17 protein-coding genes are annotated in these 16,416 nt (G+C 49.5%); 7 read left to right on the forward strand and 10 right to left on the reverse strand.

Going from position 1 to position 16,416, the window contains the following annotated elements:
• Nucleotides 1-9: 9 nt before the first annotated feature.
• The 7 genes from accD to XMG48_RS04350 all read left to right on the forward strand — a co-directional run bounded on the left by accD (nucleotide 10) and on the right by XMG48_RS04350 (nucleotide 7,095).
• On the forward strand, nucleotides 10-885 hold the full coding sequence (gene accD / locus XMG48_RS04320) for an acetyl-CoA carboxylase, carboxyltransferase subunit beta (RefSeq protein WP_173480840.1): 876 nt from the start codon (nucleotides 10-12) through the stop codon (nucleotides 883-885).
• Nucleotides 886-907: 22 nt separating this feature from the next.
• Nucleotides 908-2,179 (forward strand): bifunctional tetrahydrofolate synthase/dihydrofolate synthase, encoded by a 1,272-nt coding sequence (gene folC, locus XMG48_RS04325; RefSeq protein ID WP_173480841.1) that lies wholly within the window; start codon nucleotides 908-910, stop codon nucleotides 2,177-2,179.
• On the forward strand, nucleotides 2,161-2,751 hold the full coding sequence (locus tag XMG48_RS04330) for an SPOR domain-containing protein (protein ID WP_217362025.1): 591 nt from the start codon (nucleotides 2,161-2,163) through the stop codon (nucleotides 2,749-2,751). Before folC ends, XMG48_RS04330 begins: the two co-directional genes overlap by 19 nt.
• Before the next feature lie 84 nt (nucleotides 2,752-2,835).
• Entirely contained in the window at nucleotides 2,836-3,357 is a 522-nt protein-coding gene (locus XMG48_RS04335; RefSeq protein ID WP_173480842.1) for a CvpA family protein, read from the forward strand.
• Nucleotides 3,358-3,376: 19 nt separating this feature from the next.
• The gene (purF, locus tag XMG48_RS04340) at nucleotides 3,377-4,897 is read left to right on the forward strand and encodes an amidophosphoribosyltransferase (RefSeq protein WP_173480843.1); all 1,521 of its coding nucleotides are present in this window, start codon (nucleotides 3,377-3,379) and stop codon (nucleotides 4,895-4,897) included.
• Between the two features lie 9 nt (nucleotides 4,898-4,906).
• On the forward strand, nucleotides 4,907-6,136 hold the full coding sequence (locus tag XMG48_RS04345) for an O-succinylhomoserine sulfhydrylase (protein ID WP_173480844.1): 1,230 nt from the start codon (nucleotides 4,907-4,909) through the stop codon (nucleotides 6,134-6,136).
• 11 nt (nucleotides 6,137-6,147) lie between these two features.
• Nucleotides 6,148-7,095 (forward strand): tRNA-dihydrouridine synthase, encoded by a 948-nt coding sequence (locus tag XMG48_RS04350; RefSeq protein WP_173480845.1) that lies wholly within the window; start codon nucleotides 6,148-6,150, stop codon nucleotides 7,093-7,095.
• Nucleotides 7,096-7,300: 205 nt separating this feature from the next.
• Here the strand turns inward: XMG48_RS04350 and XMG48_RS04355 are convergent, their stop codons facing one another.
• The 10 genes from XMG48_RS04355 to cysN all read right to left on the reverse strand — a co-directional run bounded on the left by XMG48_RS04355 (nucleotide 7,301) and on the right by cysN (nucleotide 16,415).
• Entirely contained in the window at nucleotides 7,301-7,714 is a 414-nt protein-coding gene (locus tag XMG48_RS04355) for an Hsp20 family protein (RefSeq protein WP_173480846.1), read from the reverse strand.
• A 196-nt stretch (nucleotides 7,715-7,910) separates the two neighbouring features.
• Entirely contained in the window at nucleotides 7,911-8,321 is a 411-nt protein-coding gene (locus XMG48_RS04360; RefSeq protein ID WP_173480847.1) for a DUF2185 domain-containing protein, read from the reverse strand.
• 8 nt (nucleotides 8,322-8,329) lie between these two features.
• A complete protein-coding gene (gene nth / locus XMG48_RS04365; protein WP_173480848.1) occupies nucleotides 8,330-8,965 on the reverse strand; it encodes an endonuclease III in 636 nt (211 codons plus the stop codon).
• A gap of 3 nt (nucleotides 8,966-8,968) precedes the next feature.
• Nucleotides 8,969-9,679 (reverse strand): electron transport complex subunit E, encoded by a 711-nt coding sequence (locus XMG48_RS04370; RefSeq protein ID WP_173480849.1) that lies wholly within the window; start codon nucleotides 9,677-9,679, stop codon nucleotides 8,969-8,971.
• A complete protein-coding gene (gene rsxG / locus XMG48_RS04375) occupies nucleotides 9,669-10,325 on the reverse strand; it encodes an electron transport complex subunit RsxG (RefSeq protein WP_173480850.1) in 657 nt (218 codons plus the stop codon). The genes XMG48_RS04370 and rsxG overlap by 11 nt, the downstream gene beginning before the upstream one ends.
• Before the next feature lie 2 nt (nucleotides 10,326-10,327).
• The gene (locus XMG48_RS04380) at nucleotides 10,328-11,380 is read right to left on the reverse strand and encodes an RnfABCDGE type electron transport complex subunit D (protein WP_173480851.1); all 1,053 of its coding nucleotides are present in this window, start codon (nucleotides 11,378-11,380) and stop codon (nucleotides 10,328-10,330) included.
• Nucleotides 11,381-11,389: 9 nt separating this feature from the next.
• Complete coding sequence (rsxC, locus tag XMG48_RS04385; protein WP_371731432.1) at nucleotides 11,390-13,462, reverse strand: electron transport complex subunit RsxC; 2,073 nt, start codon at nucleotides 13,460-13,462, stop codon at nucleotides 11,390-11,392.
• On the reverse strand, nucleotides 13,459-14,052 hold the full coding sequence (gene rsxB / locus XMG48_RS04390) for an electron transport complex subunit RsxB (RefSeq protein WP_173480852.1): 594 nt from the start codon (nucleotides 14,050-14,052) through the stop codon (nucleotides 13,459-13,461). The genes rsxC and rsxB overlap by 4 nt, the downstream gene beginning before the upstream one ends.
• Before the next feature lie 9 nt (nucleotides 14,053-14,061).
• Nucleotides 14,062-14,643 (reverse strand): electron transport complex subunit RsxA, encoded by a 582-nt coding sequence (gene rsxA, locus XMG48_RS04395; RefSeq protein ID WP_173480853.1) that lies wholly within the window; start codon nucleotides 14,641-14,643, stop codon nucleotides 14,062-14,064.
• A gap of 116 nt (nucleotides 14,644-14,759) precedes the next feature.
• Complete coding sequence (gene cysN, locus XMG48_RS04400) at nucleotides 14,760-16,415, reverse strand: sulfate adenylyltransferase subunit CysN (RefSeq protein WP_173480854.1); 1,656 nt, start codon at nucleotides 16,413-16,415, stop codon at nucleotides 14,760-14,762.
• Between the last annotated feature and the right edge of the window lies 1 nt (nucleotide 16,416).

The following is a 16,416-nucleotide window of genomic DNA, read 5'->3' on the forward strand; positions in this document are numbered from 1 at the left end:
GGGAGTACCATGAGTAACTGGTTGGAAAAGATCGTACCGTCACTGGCACGTAATGATGAGAAAAAACGCAACAGCATTCCAGAAGGGCTTTGGGAGAAGTGTCCAAAGTGTGAAAGTGTGCTGTACAAGCCAGAGTTAGATAAGACCTTACATGTCTGCCCTAAATGTGATCATCACCTACGTATTGGCGCCCGTCAGCGTTTGAACTACTTCCTTGATGAAGGGTCAACGAAAGAGATTGCAGCTGATATTGAGCCAATCGATCGTCTTAAGTTCAAAGACTCTAAGAAATACAAAGATCGTCTAACGGCTGCTCAGCGCGATACCGGCGAGAAAGACGCATTGGTTGCGATGAAGGGTACCTTAGAGGGCAACCCAGTTGCTGCGGTCGCTTTCGAGTTCCGTTTCATGGGTGGTTCAATGGGTACAGTTGTAGGTGAGCGCTTTGTACGTGCTGCTGAAGTCTCATTGGCTGAGGGTATTCCTCTGGTCTGCTTCTCTGCTTCAGGCGGTGCTCGTATGCAAGAAGCGCTATTCTCCCTTTTTCAAATGGCTCGTACATCGGCTGTACTTGAAGAGATGCGTACCAAAGGTATCCCTTTCATCTCTGTGTTAACTGACCCTGTCTACGGCGGTGTCTCTGCCAGCCTTGCTATGCTGGGTGATTTGAACGTTGCTGAGCCTCGTGCACTGGTTGGCTTTGCAGGTCCACGTGTTATCGAGCAGACCGTTCGTGAAAAACTTCCTGAAGGGTTCCAGCGCAGTGAGTTCCTTCTAGAGCATGGGCAAGTTGATATGATTATTGAGCGCGGTGAGATGCGTAGCCGTCTTGCTAAAATGCTTCGTCAAATGCAGGGCCAGCCTGCTCAACAACTCGCCGACTAAGCGCTCAGAAGACGATTGGGTTATGAGCAAATTGAGCTCAACTAACAGTTTGGAAGAGTGGCTCGAAGTCATTGAGGCCGCTCATCCGTCTGAGATTGATTTGGGTTTAGATCGTGTTGCTGAAGTGGCCGGTCGCCTGAATCTGGATTTTTCTCGCAGTAAAGTCATCACTGTAGCGGGTACCAACGGTAAGGGTTCAACCTGCGCGATGTTGGATTCTATTCTTCGCGCATCAGATTTTACCACCGGTGTCTACAGCTCCCCTCATTTTTTAAACTACAATGAACGGATAAAGATCAACGGATTAGATTCATCTGATGAAGTCATTGTTGATGCATTTTGTCGGATAGATCAAGCTCGAGAAGAGATCTCTTTAACCTACTTTGAGTACGGCACACTGGCTGCGCTGATCATCTTTTCAGACCTGGCTCTTGATTATGTGATTTTAGAAGTTGGGCTCGGCGGGCGATTGGATGCCGTTAACATTGTCGATGCTGACATCGCTGTGATTACCTCCATTGCGTTGGACCATATTGATTGGTTGGGCGACGACATCGAGTCCATCGCGCGCGAAAAAGCGGGTATTTTTCGACCTAATAAACCAGCGGTCTGTGCGATGTCACCGGCAGCTCGATCGATTGTTCAACACTCGGCTGAACTGAATGCTCCGCTCTACCAATTTAACCAAGATTATCGATTAGATGACGCTCAGAAGGTCTGGAACTGGTCGGGTGTCGATCTGAAGGGTGAGCATATCGCTTACTTTGATCTGCAAGTGCCTCCTTTGCCACTGATTAATGCTGCGACTGTCCTGCAAGTATTGACGCTGATTGCTCCTGAGGTTTCCATTGAGTCGATCGCTAGTGGATTAGAGAGTGTACATCTCACCGGTCGCATGCAGAGTGAAACAATCGGTGTAACCGAGTGTCTGCTCGATGTGGCACACAATCCGCAAGCGGCTGAGTACTTAGCGGATCGATTGCAGCAACAGCCAAAGCCGTCGAAGCGAACCCTAGTGCTGGGTATGCTTAATGATAAAGATCGACAGGGTGTGATTGAGGCACTGAGGCCGATCACCGATGAGTGGTACTTGGTTTCACTACAAGGACCGCGCGCCAGTCAAGCTGAAGAGCTTGTGAATCTGGTTGGGGCAAACAACCCTCATCAATGTTTCGCGTCTGTATCCGAGGCGCTTGATCAATTATCAAACTCTACTTCAGAGAGTGAGCAGGTTCTGATCTGCGGCTCTTTTCTAACCGTTACGGAGGCCCTGAGTTGGCTCAAGACGCATTAATTCAGGCAAGTATTCGCCGTCGATTGTTAGGGTTGGGAGCGCTCTTGGTAATCTCACTCTCTATCGCTCCGCTGATCTTCGATGCCGCAGGCTATAAAGAGCGTAAAATTGTGGATCGTATTCCTCCTGCACCGACCTTGCCGCCCGTTATGGAAGCGGCTCCAGCGGTTGTTTTGGATGATACAATCAACGAACCCGAGGTGATTAACGAGCCAGCGCCAGTGGCTCAGCCCGTTGTGATAAAAGCACCCCCTGTAGAGGTGGTCGAAAAGATGAAGCAACGTGCTCCTGAAGAGGTCTCGCCGGCAGAAGATATGCCAGCTTTGGATGAGAACGGAATTCCGGCGGCCTGGTCTTTACAGTTAGCAAGTTTCAAAGATGAGCGAAATGCTAAGTCTCTTCGCGCTGATCTGACAAAAGCGGGATACAAGGTCTATATCCGTCGTGCCAACGACCTAGTTCGTGTCTACATCGGCCCAGAAATGCAACGTACCCGTTTAGAGTCGCTAAAAGAGTCGATCAAAGAGCAGTACTCATTGGATGGTATGATTGTGCGCTTTACAACTCAGTAAGCGATGATAAATAGATCAAGAGTTCATTGGGTAAACCGATCCACTCTGATAAAATGCAGCTGTTTTTAACTTTGGATAGAGAAGATGATCTGGACTGATTGGCTAATTATCGGCATCGTTGCCGTGTCCAGTCTATTAAGCCTCAAGCGTGGATTCGTGCGAGAAGCTCTATCACTTGTCACTTGGGTCAGTGCTTTTATAGTGGCGCGTCTGTTTTCAACCAGTCTGAGTACCTATTTGGTTGATTACATCGAGACCCCATCCCTCCGTATGTTGGCAGCCTTTGCCGCTCTATTTGTATTAACACTGATCGTGGGTGCCCTTGTCGGTAAATTGATTACCGCATTGATCAGTGCAACCGGTTTGTCTGCAACCGATCGTATCCTTGGAATGGGCTTTGGTGCCGTTCGTGGCGGTCTGGTTGTTGTTGTCATTGTTGCTCTGTTGGGGCTAACCCCAGCCGTTGAGGATCAATGGTGGAAAGATTCTCAGCTCATTCCTCACTTCGTTTTGATGGAGGAGTGGACCAAAGAGACTGCAAAAGAGATAGGTGGTGTAATCTGGACACTCAGCAGTGATCCAGCCAGCGCCAGTGCCGTGAATTAGTTCGATATAGGTAGATCGGATGTGTGGAATAGTTGGCATCGTAGCCAAAACCTATGTTAACCAGACAATTTTTGATGCGTTAACAGTCCTACAACACCGTGGCCAAGATGCTGCGGGTATGGTTACTTGTGAAGGTAACCGCTTTTATCTGCGTAAGGATAATGGCTTAGTCAACGAAGTCTTCCGTACACGACACATGAAAAAACTGAATGGCGAGATGGGTATTGGCCACGTGCGCTACCCAACAGCCGGTAGCTCAAGCTCAGCAGAAGCTCAGCCATTCTATGTCAACTCACCTTACGGTATTGCGTTGGCACACAACGGTAACCTAACCAACTCTGAGCAGTTGGCTGATGAGGTGTTCCGTTCTGATCTTCGCCACATCAATACCACCTCTGATTCAGAAGTGTTACTGAACGTTTTTGCCCATGAGCTGCAGTTGTTGGGCAAGTTACACCCAACCTCTGAAGATATCTTCAACGTCGTGGAAACGGTCCATAAGCGTTGTCAGGGTGGTTATGCCGTTGTTGCGATCATCACCGGTCTGGGTCTGGCCGCTTTTCGTGATCCTTTTGGCATACGCCCACTGGTTTACGGTAAGCGTGAAACCGAAGCAGGCGTTGAATACATGGTGGCCTCAGAGAGTGTTGCGTTGGATACTGCCGGCTTCGAGATGGTGCGTGATGTGGCGCCTGGTGAAGCGATCTTCATTACTCAAGAGGGTGAGATCTTTACCAAGCAGTGTGTTGAAACACCCGTGCTTGCTCCTTGTCTGTTTGAGTACGTCTACCTAGCTCGTCCAGACTCGATCATTGATGAGACACCGGTTCACAACGCGCGCATGGCGATGGGTGTGAAATTGGCGGATAAGGTGCGCCGTGAGTTCCCAGAGCACGATATCGACGTCATCATTCCAATCCCTGATACCAGCCGTACAGCGGCACTTGAGATGGCGAAAAGCCTGAAAGTGACCTACCGCGAAGGCTTTATCAAAAACCGTTACATCGGCCGTACCTTCATCATGCCTGGGCAGACTCAGCGTAAGAAGTCGGTTCGTCAAAAACTGAACCCGATTCAATCTGAGTTTAAAGACAAAGTGGTTATGCTGGTTGATGACTCTATTGTACGTGGTACTACGTCCGCTCAGATTGTTGAAATGGCACGTGATGCAGGTGCGCGTAAAGTCTACTTTGCCTCAGCAGCCCCTGAAGTTCGTTACCCCAACGTATTCGGTATCGACATGCCCAGTGCCAGTGAGTTGATTGCACATGGTCGTACTGCGGAAGAGGTGGGTAAAGAGATCGGTTGTGATTGGATGCTCTACCAAGATCTTGATGATCTAAAAGCCTGTGTCACAGATCTTAACCCTGCGATTACTCAGTTCGATACCTGTGTCTTCAATGGCGAGTATGTCACTGGAACAGTGACCAGCAGTTACCTTGATAACATCGATGCTAAGCGCAACGACGGTGCTAAGGCGAGTGCTGATGATGAACAGACCGAAGGAAACGAGTCTACCAACCTACATAAAGCTTTTTAAGGATGAAGCATGGGAAGTAAGCAGTTCGAACGACCTGAAAGGATTCAGTTCAGTGATGATCACTACGCGGTAGAGACGCTCGCAGTTAGAGCGGGTCAGTGGCGTAGTGAAGAGGGTGAACACTCCGACGCAATCTTCCCAACCTCTAGTTTTGTCTACAGCTCAGCAAAAGAGGCTGCTGATACCTTTGCCGGCAACATCGAAGGCAATGTCTACTCACGTTTTACCAATCCAACGGTTCAAGCCTTTGAGCGTCGTATTGCGGCGCTAGAGGGTGGGGAGCGCGCCATCGCGACCAGTTCAGGGATGGCGGGCATTATGAGTCTCTGTTTGTCATTAATGAAACATGGCGATCATGTGGTCTGTTCTCGCTCTGTGTTTGGTTCAACCGTATCACTATTTGAAAAGTACGTGAGTCGAGCGGGGATCGAAACGACCTTTGTTGACCCTAAAGATTTAACCGCATGGCAAGCGGCCGTGCGCCCTACAACCCGTATGTTCTTCTTAGAGACGCCTAGTAATCCTTTAGCCGAGGTGACGGACATACAGGCCGTTGCTGACGTGGCACATGCAGCGGGCGCTAAGTTGGTGGTGGATAACTGTTTTCTAACACCCGCTTTGCAAAAGCCACTGTCGCTCGGCGCGGATATTGTCATGCACTCGGCTACTAAACACCTTGATGGACAGGGGCGTGTTGTCGGTGGCGTTGTGGTTGGTTCAGACGCTGATATGGAAGAGGTGTTCGGGTTTATCCGAACAGCGGGCTCTTGTCTGAGTCCATTCAACGCATGGGTTTTCCAAAAAGGCTTAGAGACACTTCCACTGCGAATGAGAGCGCACAGCGAGGCTGCACTAGAGATTGCACAGTGGCTAGAGGCCCAGCCTAAAGTAGCGAGAGTCTACTATTCAGGTCTCGCTTCGCATCCACAACATGAACTGGCTGCTCGTCAGCAATCAGGATTTGGTGCGGTACTTGGATTTGAAGTTGCGAGCGATACCCTGAGTCAGCAAGAGGCGGCTTGGTCGTTTATCGACGCAACCGAAGTCATCTCGATTACCGGTAATCTAGGCGATGTTAAGAGCACAATCACTCACCCTGCAACGACGACTCACGGACGTATGTCAGCTGAAGCTCGTGCAGAAGCGGGTATTCAAGATAGCTTGATTCGTCTCTCTGTAGGCCTAGAGAACGTTGACGATCTCAAGCGCGATCTACAGCGTGGCTTAGACGCCATTTAAAATCGACTTTTATGCGTCTGATTGTTGCGCCGATGGAGGGCGTTGTTGATTACAGCATGCGTCGCCTCATCGCTCGAGTGGGCGGCGCCGATCAGATGGTCTCCGAGTTTGTGCGCGTTAACGACACGCTGCTTCCCCCTAAAGTCTTTCATAAACTGATCCCAGAGCTGAAACAGGATTATTGCGGTTACGGCGATACCCCTCTGGTTGTTCAGTTATTGGGTTCTGATCCTGAATCCCTGGCTAAAAATGCTTTAACTGCACTTGAGTTGGGCGCGCCTGCTATTGATATGAACTTCGGCTGCCCCGCCAAAACCGTTAATAAGAGTAGGGGTGGATCGATTCTCCTTAAGGAGCCCGAGGTCGTTCATGATGCCGTTAAAGCGGTGCGTGATGCGGTTCCTAGCCATATCGAAGTCAGCGCTAAAATGCGCCTAGGGTATGAAGACAAATCATTGGCAATCGATAATGCGCAGGCGATCGAAGCGGCTGGTGCGAGCTATCTTACTGTGCATGCCCGCACAAAGGTAGAAGGGTACAAACCGCCGGCACACTGGGAGTGGATCGCCAAGATTCGAATTGCGGTCTCGATCCCGGTGATTGCCAATGGCGAAGTCTGGAACGTCGAAGACTATGACCGATGCCGAGAGGTCAGTGGGTGTGAGGATGTCATGATTGGGCGAGGCTGGGTCGCTAACCCACTGCTACCGCTTCAGATTAAAGATAGAAGCTACCCGACCGATTTGGATGAGTGTTGGCAGCTGCTAAAGCCGAATATCCTTGAGTTTTATGATGATGTCTTCTCGTTAATTGAAGAGCGTCATGTGCATGGTCGTATTAAACAGTGGTGCAATATGCTGGGCTGGCACTATCCGCAAGCCAAAGAGCTATTCCAAGAGCTAAGAACAGAGCGGGATGCTGTGAAGATTGGGGATGTTCTTAAAAGCCGACTCCAGTAATCAGTTTTGGCTTTCATAACAGATCGCGGTTTATCGCTTCGCGCTAATTCGCTCCTACATCTCGTGACGGTGACTGGCTTTCAGCCTGTCATCCGCTGGTAGATTTTGCTCTATCTTCTGGAAGAAGCGGCAAGGGTCGATGACAGGCTGAAGGCCAGTCACGGTTAAAAAACGCGGCAAATGCCGCGTTTTTTTAAGTCTATTCTTAGCTAATCTCAATCCGACGTGCTTTCATCGCTTCTGGAATTTCACGGATCAATTCAACGTGAAGCAGTCCATTTTCCATCGACGCATTTTCAACGCGGACGTGATCGGCTAGTTGGAATCTGCGCTCAAAGTTACGGGCTGCGATGCCTTGGTAGAGGTAGGTACGCTCTACTTGATCTTCCGCTTTGTTACCACGAATCACTAGGTTGCCGCTCTCGCTGGTAATCTCAATCTCTTCGCGAGTAAAGCCGGCTACAGCCATAGTAATGCGGTAAGAGTTCTCTCCGGTCGCTTCGATATTGTACGGAGGGTAAGCTGATTGTTCGCTTCGGTTAGCGGTATCAATCATGTTGGCTAGGCGATCGAAGCCAATTGCTGAACGGTATAGGGGTGTTAGGTCAAAATTACGCATGGTCATATCCTCAAATTAAGCAATATGTAGTTCAAAGTTAAACCACCCAATCGGCGTGGTTAGGAAGTGCAGTACCTCATGGTCACTGCCTACATAGATTATTTGGGGATAGTAACTAGAAAATTCAAGAGCGGAATTTAACTGAATCGCGACCCAAGGGAGTAGGGTAAAAAGGGTCGCGATTAATAGACATTAATCAGTGGGTTGTTTCGTTACCGAACTGATCCACATCATTGGTGATCTCGACATCGACGTTAGCACTTGGAATCTTATAGTCGTAGACACGCTCCCAGCCTTCGGATTCAGGTGCACGCTCCCAGACAGTGCCAGCGTTGTACTCAAGCAGGGGCTCTAAGGAGGGGTCTATTTTCACGACTTTCTCTGTGGGCATGGGAATCATATTCACCTGTTCGTTGGCTAGAAACTCATCATCTTCATACCCAGTGAATAGTCGCCATCCGGTATCATTTAGATGCTCAGGGACGGTTTTATACATAAAACGAACCGGCAACTTTTCATCAATTACTAAACGAGACATCAGTGTTAAAAAGCCATTTTTGGTCTGGTTGGTTTCACCTTGGTAGGGCTTGTTGTCATCGTTGCTCATAATGGATCCTAGTAGTCTGTTTTCTTTTTGAATTCACACAAATCTTCAATGTTACAGGCGCCACATCGAGGCTTTCTAGCGACGCAGACATAGCGGCCATGCAGTATCAACCAATGGTGGGCATCGATTAAATACTCCTTTGGCACAAGGCGCAGCAGTCGCTTCTCGACCTCTAATACATTTTTACCTGGGGCGATCCCGGTCCGGTTGGAGACACGGAATATATGGGTATCAACTGCCATGGTGGGTTGGCCAAAGGCGGTATTTAGAATGACATTGGCGGTCTTGCGTCCAACGCCTGGGAGCGCTTCAAGATCTTCTCGGTTGTCTGGAACCACTGAGTTATGAAGATCGACCAGCATATGGCAGGTCTTCATCAGATTCTCAGCCTTGGTATTGAATAGGCCGATGGTCTTAATTTTCTCTTTAAGCCCTTCAATGCCCAAATCAATGATCGCCTGCGGTGTGTTGGCGATAGGGAATAGCTTGCGAGTCGCTTTGTTCACTCCAACGTCAGTAGCCTGAGCCGATAGAAGCACGGCTGCCAGCAGCTCAAACGGCGAACTGTACTCTAGTTCGGTTGTTGGATGTGGATTGTCCGCTTTTAGTCGCTCGAAGATCTCGATGCGTTTTAGTTTGTTCATCGCTTAGCCTGTTACGCGGACCCGTTTCGAACCCGTACTTACGGGAGCTTCGGTTGGCTCAGGGATTGGTTGTCGCTCTTTGATTCGCTGATCAATCAGGTTTTTCAGTGCGATCAAAAGGCCTAAACCGAGGAATGCGCCCGGCGGTAGAATGGCAAATAGGAAGTTAGGGTAGTCATCTGCCAGTGTAATATGCCAGTTCGTTGCCATCTCTCCGAATAGAAGATCCATGTTGGCAAACAGAGCACCGGTGCCCAGTAGCTCACGCATCGCGCCGAGAATGACCAAGACCAGCATAAAGCCAATCGACATAAAGAAGCCGTCAATAAACGACTCTTTGATCGCATTTCGAGAGGCAAAGGCATCGGCGCGACCCATAATCACGCAGTTGGTGACGATGAGCGGAATGAAAATACCCAAAATGGTATAGAGTTCATAAGTGAAGGCCTGCATCAGTAATTCGATGGCGGTGACAAAGGCGGCAATAATCATCACGAAAATGGGTAGACGAACCGTTTCAGGTGTTAGCTTGCGGAACAGTGATACCGTCAAGTTGCTGCCGGTCAGAACGACCAGTGTCGCCAATCCAAGTCCTAGCGCGTTAACCACCGAGTTGGTGACGGCGAGTAGTGGACAGAGTCCAAGTAGTTGAACCAGGGCTGGGTTGTTAGTCCATAACCCATTCTTAATCAGTGTCTGTGTTTCACTCTGCATAGCTCTTCTCACGATTCGCGGGTGACAATAACAGATTCTTGTGGGTCTCAAAGTAGTCTAACGCAACGCTGGTTGCTTTGACGACAGCCCTAGGTGTGATCGTTGCACCGGTAAATTGATCAAATTGACCGCCATCTTTTTTCACGGCCCAGTTTGAATCATCTTGACCCTGTCGACGAGTCCCTCTGAAGCTTTCTATCCAATCTGATTTAGCTCTATCGATTTTATCGCCAAGCCCTGGGGTCTCTTTGTGGGAGATGACTCGCACACCAGCAATGGAGCTGTCCGCATTGATTCCGACAATCAGATCAATGTCGCCAGAGTAACCCTGAGAGGAGGTGACCGGTAAAATAACCCCCACTACCTGATCGTTTTGTATCGCTTGGTAACCAGTGGTCCCAGTCTCGACGTTCAGCTGTCCTGCATCCAGTTCAATGCGATGGTCATACAGCTGTTCATCAATGCTCGCAGGGAAGATCTCATAGAGTGCCTTCGATTCAGCTTCACGAACGTTGGCATCAATACGATCGACCGTCGTCACTTGGGTAATGGCGATCACAGCAGCCGACAAAACGGCAAATAGACCAATACCAACCGCGCTCTTAGAGATGGATTGAGTGGTGGTAGGGTTCTCATTGATCTCCATACTCACTCTCCTTTGGGTCCAAGACGTGCACGTTTATGGCCGTAACTACGCGGTTGGGTGTAGTGGTCGATCATTGGCGCCGCTAGATTCATTAGAAGAACCGAGAAAGCAACCGCATCAGGATAGTTACCCCAGGTTCGAATAATGAAAATTAACAATCCGATACCCATACCAAAAACGATTCGACCGCGGTTACTGGTAGCGGATGAAACCGGATCCGTAGCGATAAAAAACGCCGCTAACATAGTGGCACCCAGTGTTAGGTGGTTAAACGGGTCAACAAAATTACTGGGATCGACACCATAAGCGATGGCACTCACCAAGCCTAGGGTGACAAGAATGCTGACAGGGGTATGCCAAGTGAATACCTTTTTGTAGATCAGGTAGATACCGCCCATAAACCATGCGGCCGAAAGGGCGTGATAGGCTGCGGCACCCTCAATCAGGGTTTGATTGCTACGCCACATCTCTTCTGTCGTAAAACCATCACGGTTGCGCAGAATATCCAAAGGGGTCGCCCCGGTATAGGCGTCCATCATCTCTGATGATCCGGCAAAGATCAGTGACAGTGACTCCGATAGAGCCGGAATGGACCAACCCTCACTGCCACTTAATACGTAGGGTAGGTTCCAGCTGGTCATCTGAACCGGGAATGAGACCAGCAGTAGGGCGTAGGCGACCATGGCTGGATTAAAGGGGTTATTACCAATGCCGCCATAGACCTGTTTAGCAAATAGAATCGCAACAAACATCCCAACAATACCGATCCAGAGTGGTGCTGAGGGCGGTATGGAGACAGCCAGCAATAGAGCGGTTACCGTAGCGGAATAATCGCCTAGGTAGCGCGATACGGGCAGTCCGCGCATCTTCAGAGCAAGCGCTTCAAACGCGAGTCCCGAGATTAGGCAGATCGCAATCTGAATCAAAGTGCCCCAACCAAAGAAGAGGGTCAGCGCGAGTATGCCCGGAATCATCGCCAGAATGACTAACTGCATGACCCCAGAGCTGGTATTGCTGCGGGTAACGTGGGGTGAACTCATCCGTATCAGTGACATCTTTTTATCCTACTCGTACGGTTTAAGTTGTGATTCAAGTTGAGCGAAATGGGTCTTGGCTGACTTAAGATCGGTTTTCAGAGCTTCTTGCTCTGTCTCGTCGTCACTCTTACTGATTGCACGTTCAATCTTGGTCACAGCAACCTTCGCCATGGCAACATCAATGCGCAGCTGTTTTAGATCAATTCCTGCTCTCTGGGCCAGTTCAATCAGAGCATTGTCAGCGTCAGCGTGTGCTTTGCTTGCCTCTTCTAGGCGAGACTTCAACGCTTCGATTTCGCTTTCGTCTCTCTCTTCGGCGGCCTCTGCCTTCTTCAACTTGGTGCGCATGATCGAAACTTGTTGCTTCAGCGCTTTAAGATCCGGTTTAGCCTCTTTAGGTTCACTCTTAGCTGGCGTAGATTGGGCTGCTTCCGTATTAGAGCTGTTCTGCAAGGCCTGTTCAGCCTCAGTCGCTGCCTGTTTTAGTTTATCGACAGTCACTTGCAGAGTTTCAACGCCATCCAGACCTTTATCTTGGGCATTTTTGAGGGCGACCTCGGCTTTCTTCAATTTGGTTCTGGCAACGGCTGCAGCCGTTTTCAGTGCCGCTGTGTCATCTTGCGTAGTTTCACTGCTGGACTGCTTCTTCCGTTCTGCTTGTGCTTTAGCCGCTTCGGCTGCTCGTGCTTTACGTCGTTCTGCTTTCTCGATTGCCTCGCGTTCTAGGCGAGCTTGTCTCGCTTCGAATCGCTCACGAGCATGGTCAGCTTTGCGTTGTTCAAGCTCTTCTGCACGGATTTCAGATTTAGCAAAACGATAGAATTGCACCAGAGGAATGCTGCTAGGGCAGACGTAGGCACAGGCTCCACACTCTATGCAGTCAAACAGGTTGTGGTTTTTCGCCTTCTCAAACTCTTTGCCTTTTGCAAACCAGTAGAGCTGCTGCGGAAGTAGTTGTGCAGGGCAGGCCTGTTCACACATACCACAACGGATACAGGGCTGTGCCGCAGGTGCTTCTGGCATCTCGCTATCGGTCGCCGCGATCAGACAGTTGGTTGTTTTGATGACCGGAATTGAATCGGTTTCTGCGGCAACCCCCATCATTGGACCACCCATCACCAGACGATGCATGGCGCCCGGTTTTAGATCAGCCGCCGAAAGCAGTTCTGAAAAAGGTGTTCCAATCAGTGTCCAGAAGTTCCCAGGGTGCTCAACCGCCTCACCGGTTACCGTCACTATACGTTGTATTAATGGTTCACCATGATTGATCGCGCGATGCAGCGCCTGAGCCGTCCCAACGTTTTGCACCACAATGCCGATGTCAGCCGGTATTTTGCCGCTCGGTACTTCTACACCGGTTAACAGCTGAATCAATTGGCGTTCACCACCGGAAGGGTATTTGGTCGGAACCACGACGAGATCCAGATCGATATCAGCCTCAGCGAGCGCCTCATTGAGGGCGCGAATCGCGTTGGGCTTGTTATCCTCTATACCGATTAGGGTATGAGTTGGCTCCAACAGATGCTGAATGATTTTAATACCTTCTAATATTTCAGAGGCGTGCTCACGCATCAGCATATCGTCAGCAGTAATGTAGGGCTCACACTCAGCCGCATTGATAATCAAGGTGGTGACAATGTGATCTGAACCCAAGTTCAATTTCACATCGGTCGGGAAGCCTGCACCCCCCATACCTGCAATACCCATTTGGCGAATCTGGTTAACCAGTGCAGAACGCTCTATGCCCTTGTAATCAATTGCCTGATGTTCAATCCACTGGTCTAGGCCATCTGATTCAATCACAATACACTCAGCGGTTAGACCCGACGCGTGCGGCACGGGTTGTGCTTCGATCGCGGTAACGGTGCCGGAAGTAGGTGCATGCAACGACGCGCTGATGCGCCCTACGGGTTCAGCGATGATTTGTCCTTTAAGTACTTTATCTCCAACAGAGACAACTGGGTCAGCGGCTAGACCAAGGTGTTGCTGGGTTGGAATGACCAAGCTTTTAGGAATGGGCATGGTCCGCACTGAAGCGCGAGTAGACTGCTTCTTATTTTCTGGCGGGTGAATGCCGCCGTGAAAACTGAATACCTTCACGATGGATTCTCCTCAAAGCGAGGCTGTCTATCCGTCGCAATCAGATTATTGGTTTGAGGTGGTTCTGGCCACTTCCAGTTCAGTGTTGTCGTCGCCACTGGCAACATATCAATACAGTCGACAGGGCAGGGCTCAACACAGAGATCACAACCGGTACACTCATCGACAATCACGGTGTGCATCAGTTTTGCTGCACCTAAAATGGCATCGACTGGGCAGGCTTGTATACACTTAGTACAGCCAATGCACTCATCTTCACGAATGTAAGCGACCTTGCGAACATCCTCGACCCCGTGCTCTGAGTCCAGAGGAATAGAATCAACGTTAAGCAACTCGGCCAATTGGTCAATGGTGGTCTGCCCACCAGGTGGACACTTATTGATCGCTTCACCTGCTGCGATACCCTCAGCGTAAGGGCGGCAGCCAGGGTGACCACATTGGCCACATTGAGTTTGTGGTAACAGGGCGTCAATTTGATCAACAATCGGGTCACCCTCCACTTTGAAGCGGACGGCTGCGAAGCCAAGAATGACACCAAAAATCAGTGCCAGAATGGCGAGAACAAGAATGGCTAGTGCAACGCTACTCATGCGGCCACCTTAGAACTGAACCAGGCCAGCAAAGCCCATGAAGGCGAGTGACATAAGGCCAGCCGTAATCATACCGATGGCTGGACCTTTAAAGGCAACTGGCACCTCAGCAACGGCAATGCGCTCACGCAGCGCCGAGAAAAGAATCAGTGCCAACGAAAAGCCAACTGCAGCACCAAAACCATAACCAATGGATTCGATAAAGTCGTTCTGTTTGCGAATGTTCAACAGTGCTACACCCAATACCGCACAGTTGGTGGTAATCAGTGGCAGGAAGATACCCAGTAGCTTGTAGAGCAGTGGACTGGTTTTATGTACGACCATCTCCGTGAACTGCACAACCACAGCGATCACGAGAATGAAACTGACCGTCTGTAGATAGATCAGATCAAATGGCAGTAGCAGATAGGTGTAGACCAAGTAGCTGCAGACAGAAGAGAGCGTCAGTACGAAGGTGGTCGCGAGCGACATCCCCATGGCGGTCTCTAGCTTGTTGGATACCCCCATGAAGGGGCACAAGCCTAGAAATTGAACCAGTACAAAGTTATTCACCAGTACGGTACTGATTAAAATTAATAGAAACTCAGTCATCGTCTATCGCTATGGCGTTGAAAGCAAAAAGAAGCTTAATAAAAACGGTTTAGAGTGTACCCTAAACCGCCTCTATAACCCAGTATCAACGGTTGTTTCAGGTCAATTAGACGTCGCTAAAGTAACTTTAGTTCAGTCAGTGACTGCAGAATCAAATCTACCTGTTTTTCGGTCGGTAGGGTGATATCGAGATAAACCTCAGCGTTTGCATGCGGTCCAATGACAATATCACTTCCATCCTCGATAGTACTGAGAACAACGAGTCCTGCCTCTTTTAACAGTACTGCATCGTCTAGTCGGCTGCTCACCGCCGGTAGAAGGCCTCTATCGAAGAGACGTTTCTCCAGAGTGAACAGCACCGAATTTGTGACATTCGGTAGTCCAACAATCAGAGCGTTATGGCCTAGGCGACGAGCTCGAAGGCTAGCATCAACCACCGTTTCAGAGTGTATTTCGTTGTTCTCAATCGGCTGCTCAGCGTCAACCATCATGCCCGCGGCAATGGTTCTATTGGTTAAGCGGTCAATAACAACAAAGGATCCGGTCGAACCATTTTCTAGGTAGGGATCCATCTGAATCGCGCGATCGAGTTGCAGACTGACTTCTGCAATCTCATTAAGCGTCAATGAATCTGCAGGCAAGGCCTCTTGGCTATTCACATCCACTTTGAAATGAATATCAGTGACTCGACCAGAGGATTTCGCTGCTGTTGTTTTAATGAGAAGGTTGTTGCCTACCTTAAGGGGAGATTGGTCCATCCAGATCAGTTTGGCTCTAAAGGCGTTAATGGGCTCGACCTCATCATTCGCCAGCACCAGCGTGTCACCTCGTGAGATATCGATTTCATCTTCAAGCGTCAGCGTGACGGCCATCGGAGCGAAAGCACGTTCAAGATTCCCATCCATCGTAACGATCGATTTAACCTTGGATTGCTTATTACTGGGAAGGACTTTGACCTCTTGACCTACCTCTATGGAGCCTGATGCGATGGTTCCTGCATAGCCACGGAAGTTTAAGTTAGGGCGACTGACATACTGTACGGGGTAGCGAAAAGCCTCAGACGTTGCACGTCCAGTATCTACATCCTCTAGCAACTCCATAAGGGTTGGACCTGAGTACCAGGGAGTGTTGATGGATGGATCGACAACATTATCACCCTGCAGTGCAGATATAGGGCAGAAGTGAATATCGGATAAGCCCAGTTTATCGGCCAAAGCGAGATACTCTGCCTGAATCTCGTTAAAACGATTCTGATCGAACTCTACGAGATCCATTTTGTTGATCGCGACGACAATGTGTTTAATACCCAGTAGGGAAACGATGTAGCTGTGGCGACGTGTCTGTGTCTGAACGCCGTATCGGGCATCGACCAGAATAATCGCCAAATCCGCTGTTGATGCGCCGGTCGCCATGTTTCGTGTGTACTGCTCATGACCGGGTGTGTCGGCAATGATGAACTTACGTTTTGCAGTAGAGAAATAACGATAAGCGACATCAATGGTGATGCCTTGTTCACGCTCGGCCTGAAGGCCATCGACCAACAGCGCTAGATCAGGTTGATCGCCGGTTGTGCCAACACGCTTACTCTCTTTATTGATGGCAGCAAGTTGGTCCTCATAGATCATTTTAGAGTCGTGAAGCAGGCGGCCAATCAAAGTGGACTTGCCGTCATCGACGCTGCCACAGGTGATAAAACGGAGCAGCTCTTTATTCTCGTGCTGCTCAAGGTATGCGTTAATATCACTGGCAATAAGGGATGATTGATGACTCATA

This window comes from Marinobacterium sp. xm-g-48 (genome assembly GCF_013282925.1).
In the GTDB taxonomy this organism is placed as follows: Bacteria; Pseudomonadota; Gammaproteobacteria; order Pseudomonadales; family Balneatricaceae; genus Marinobacterium_E.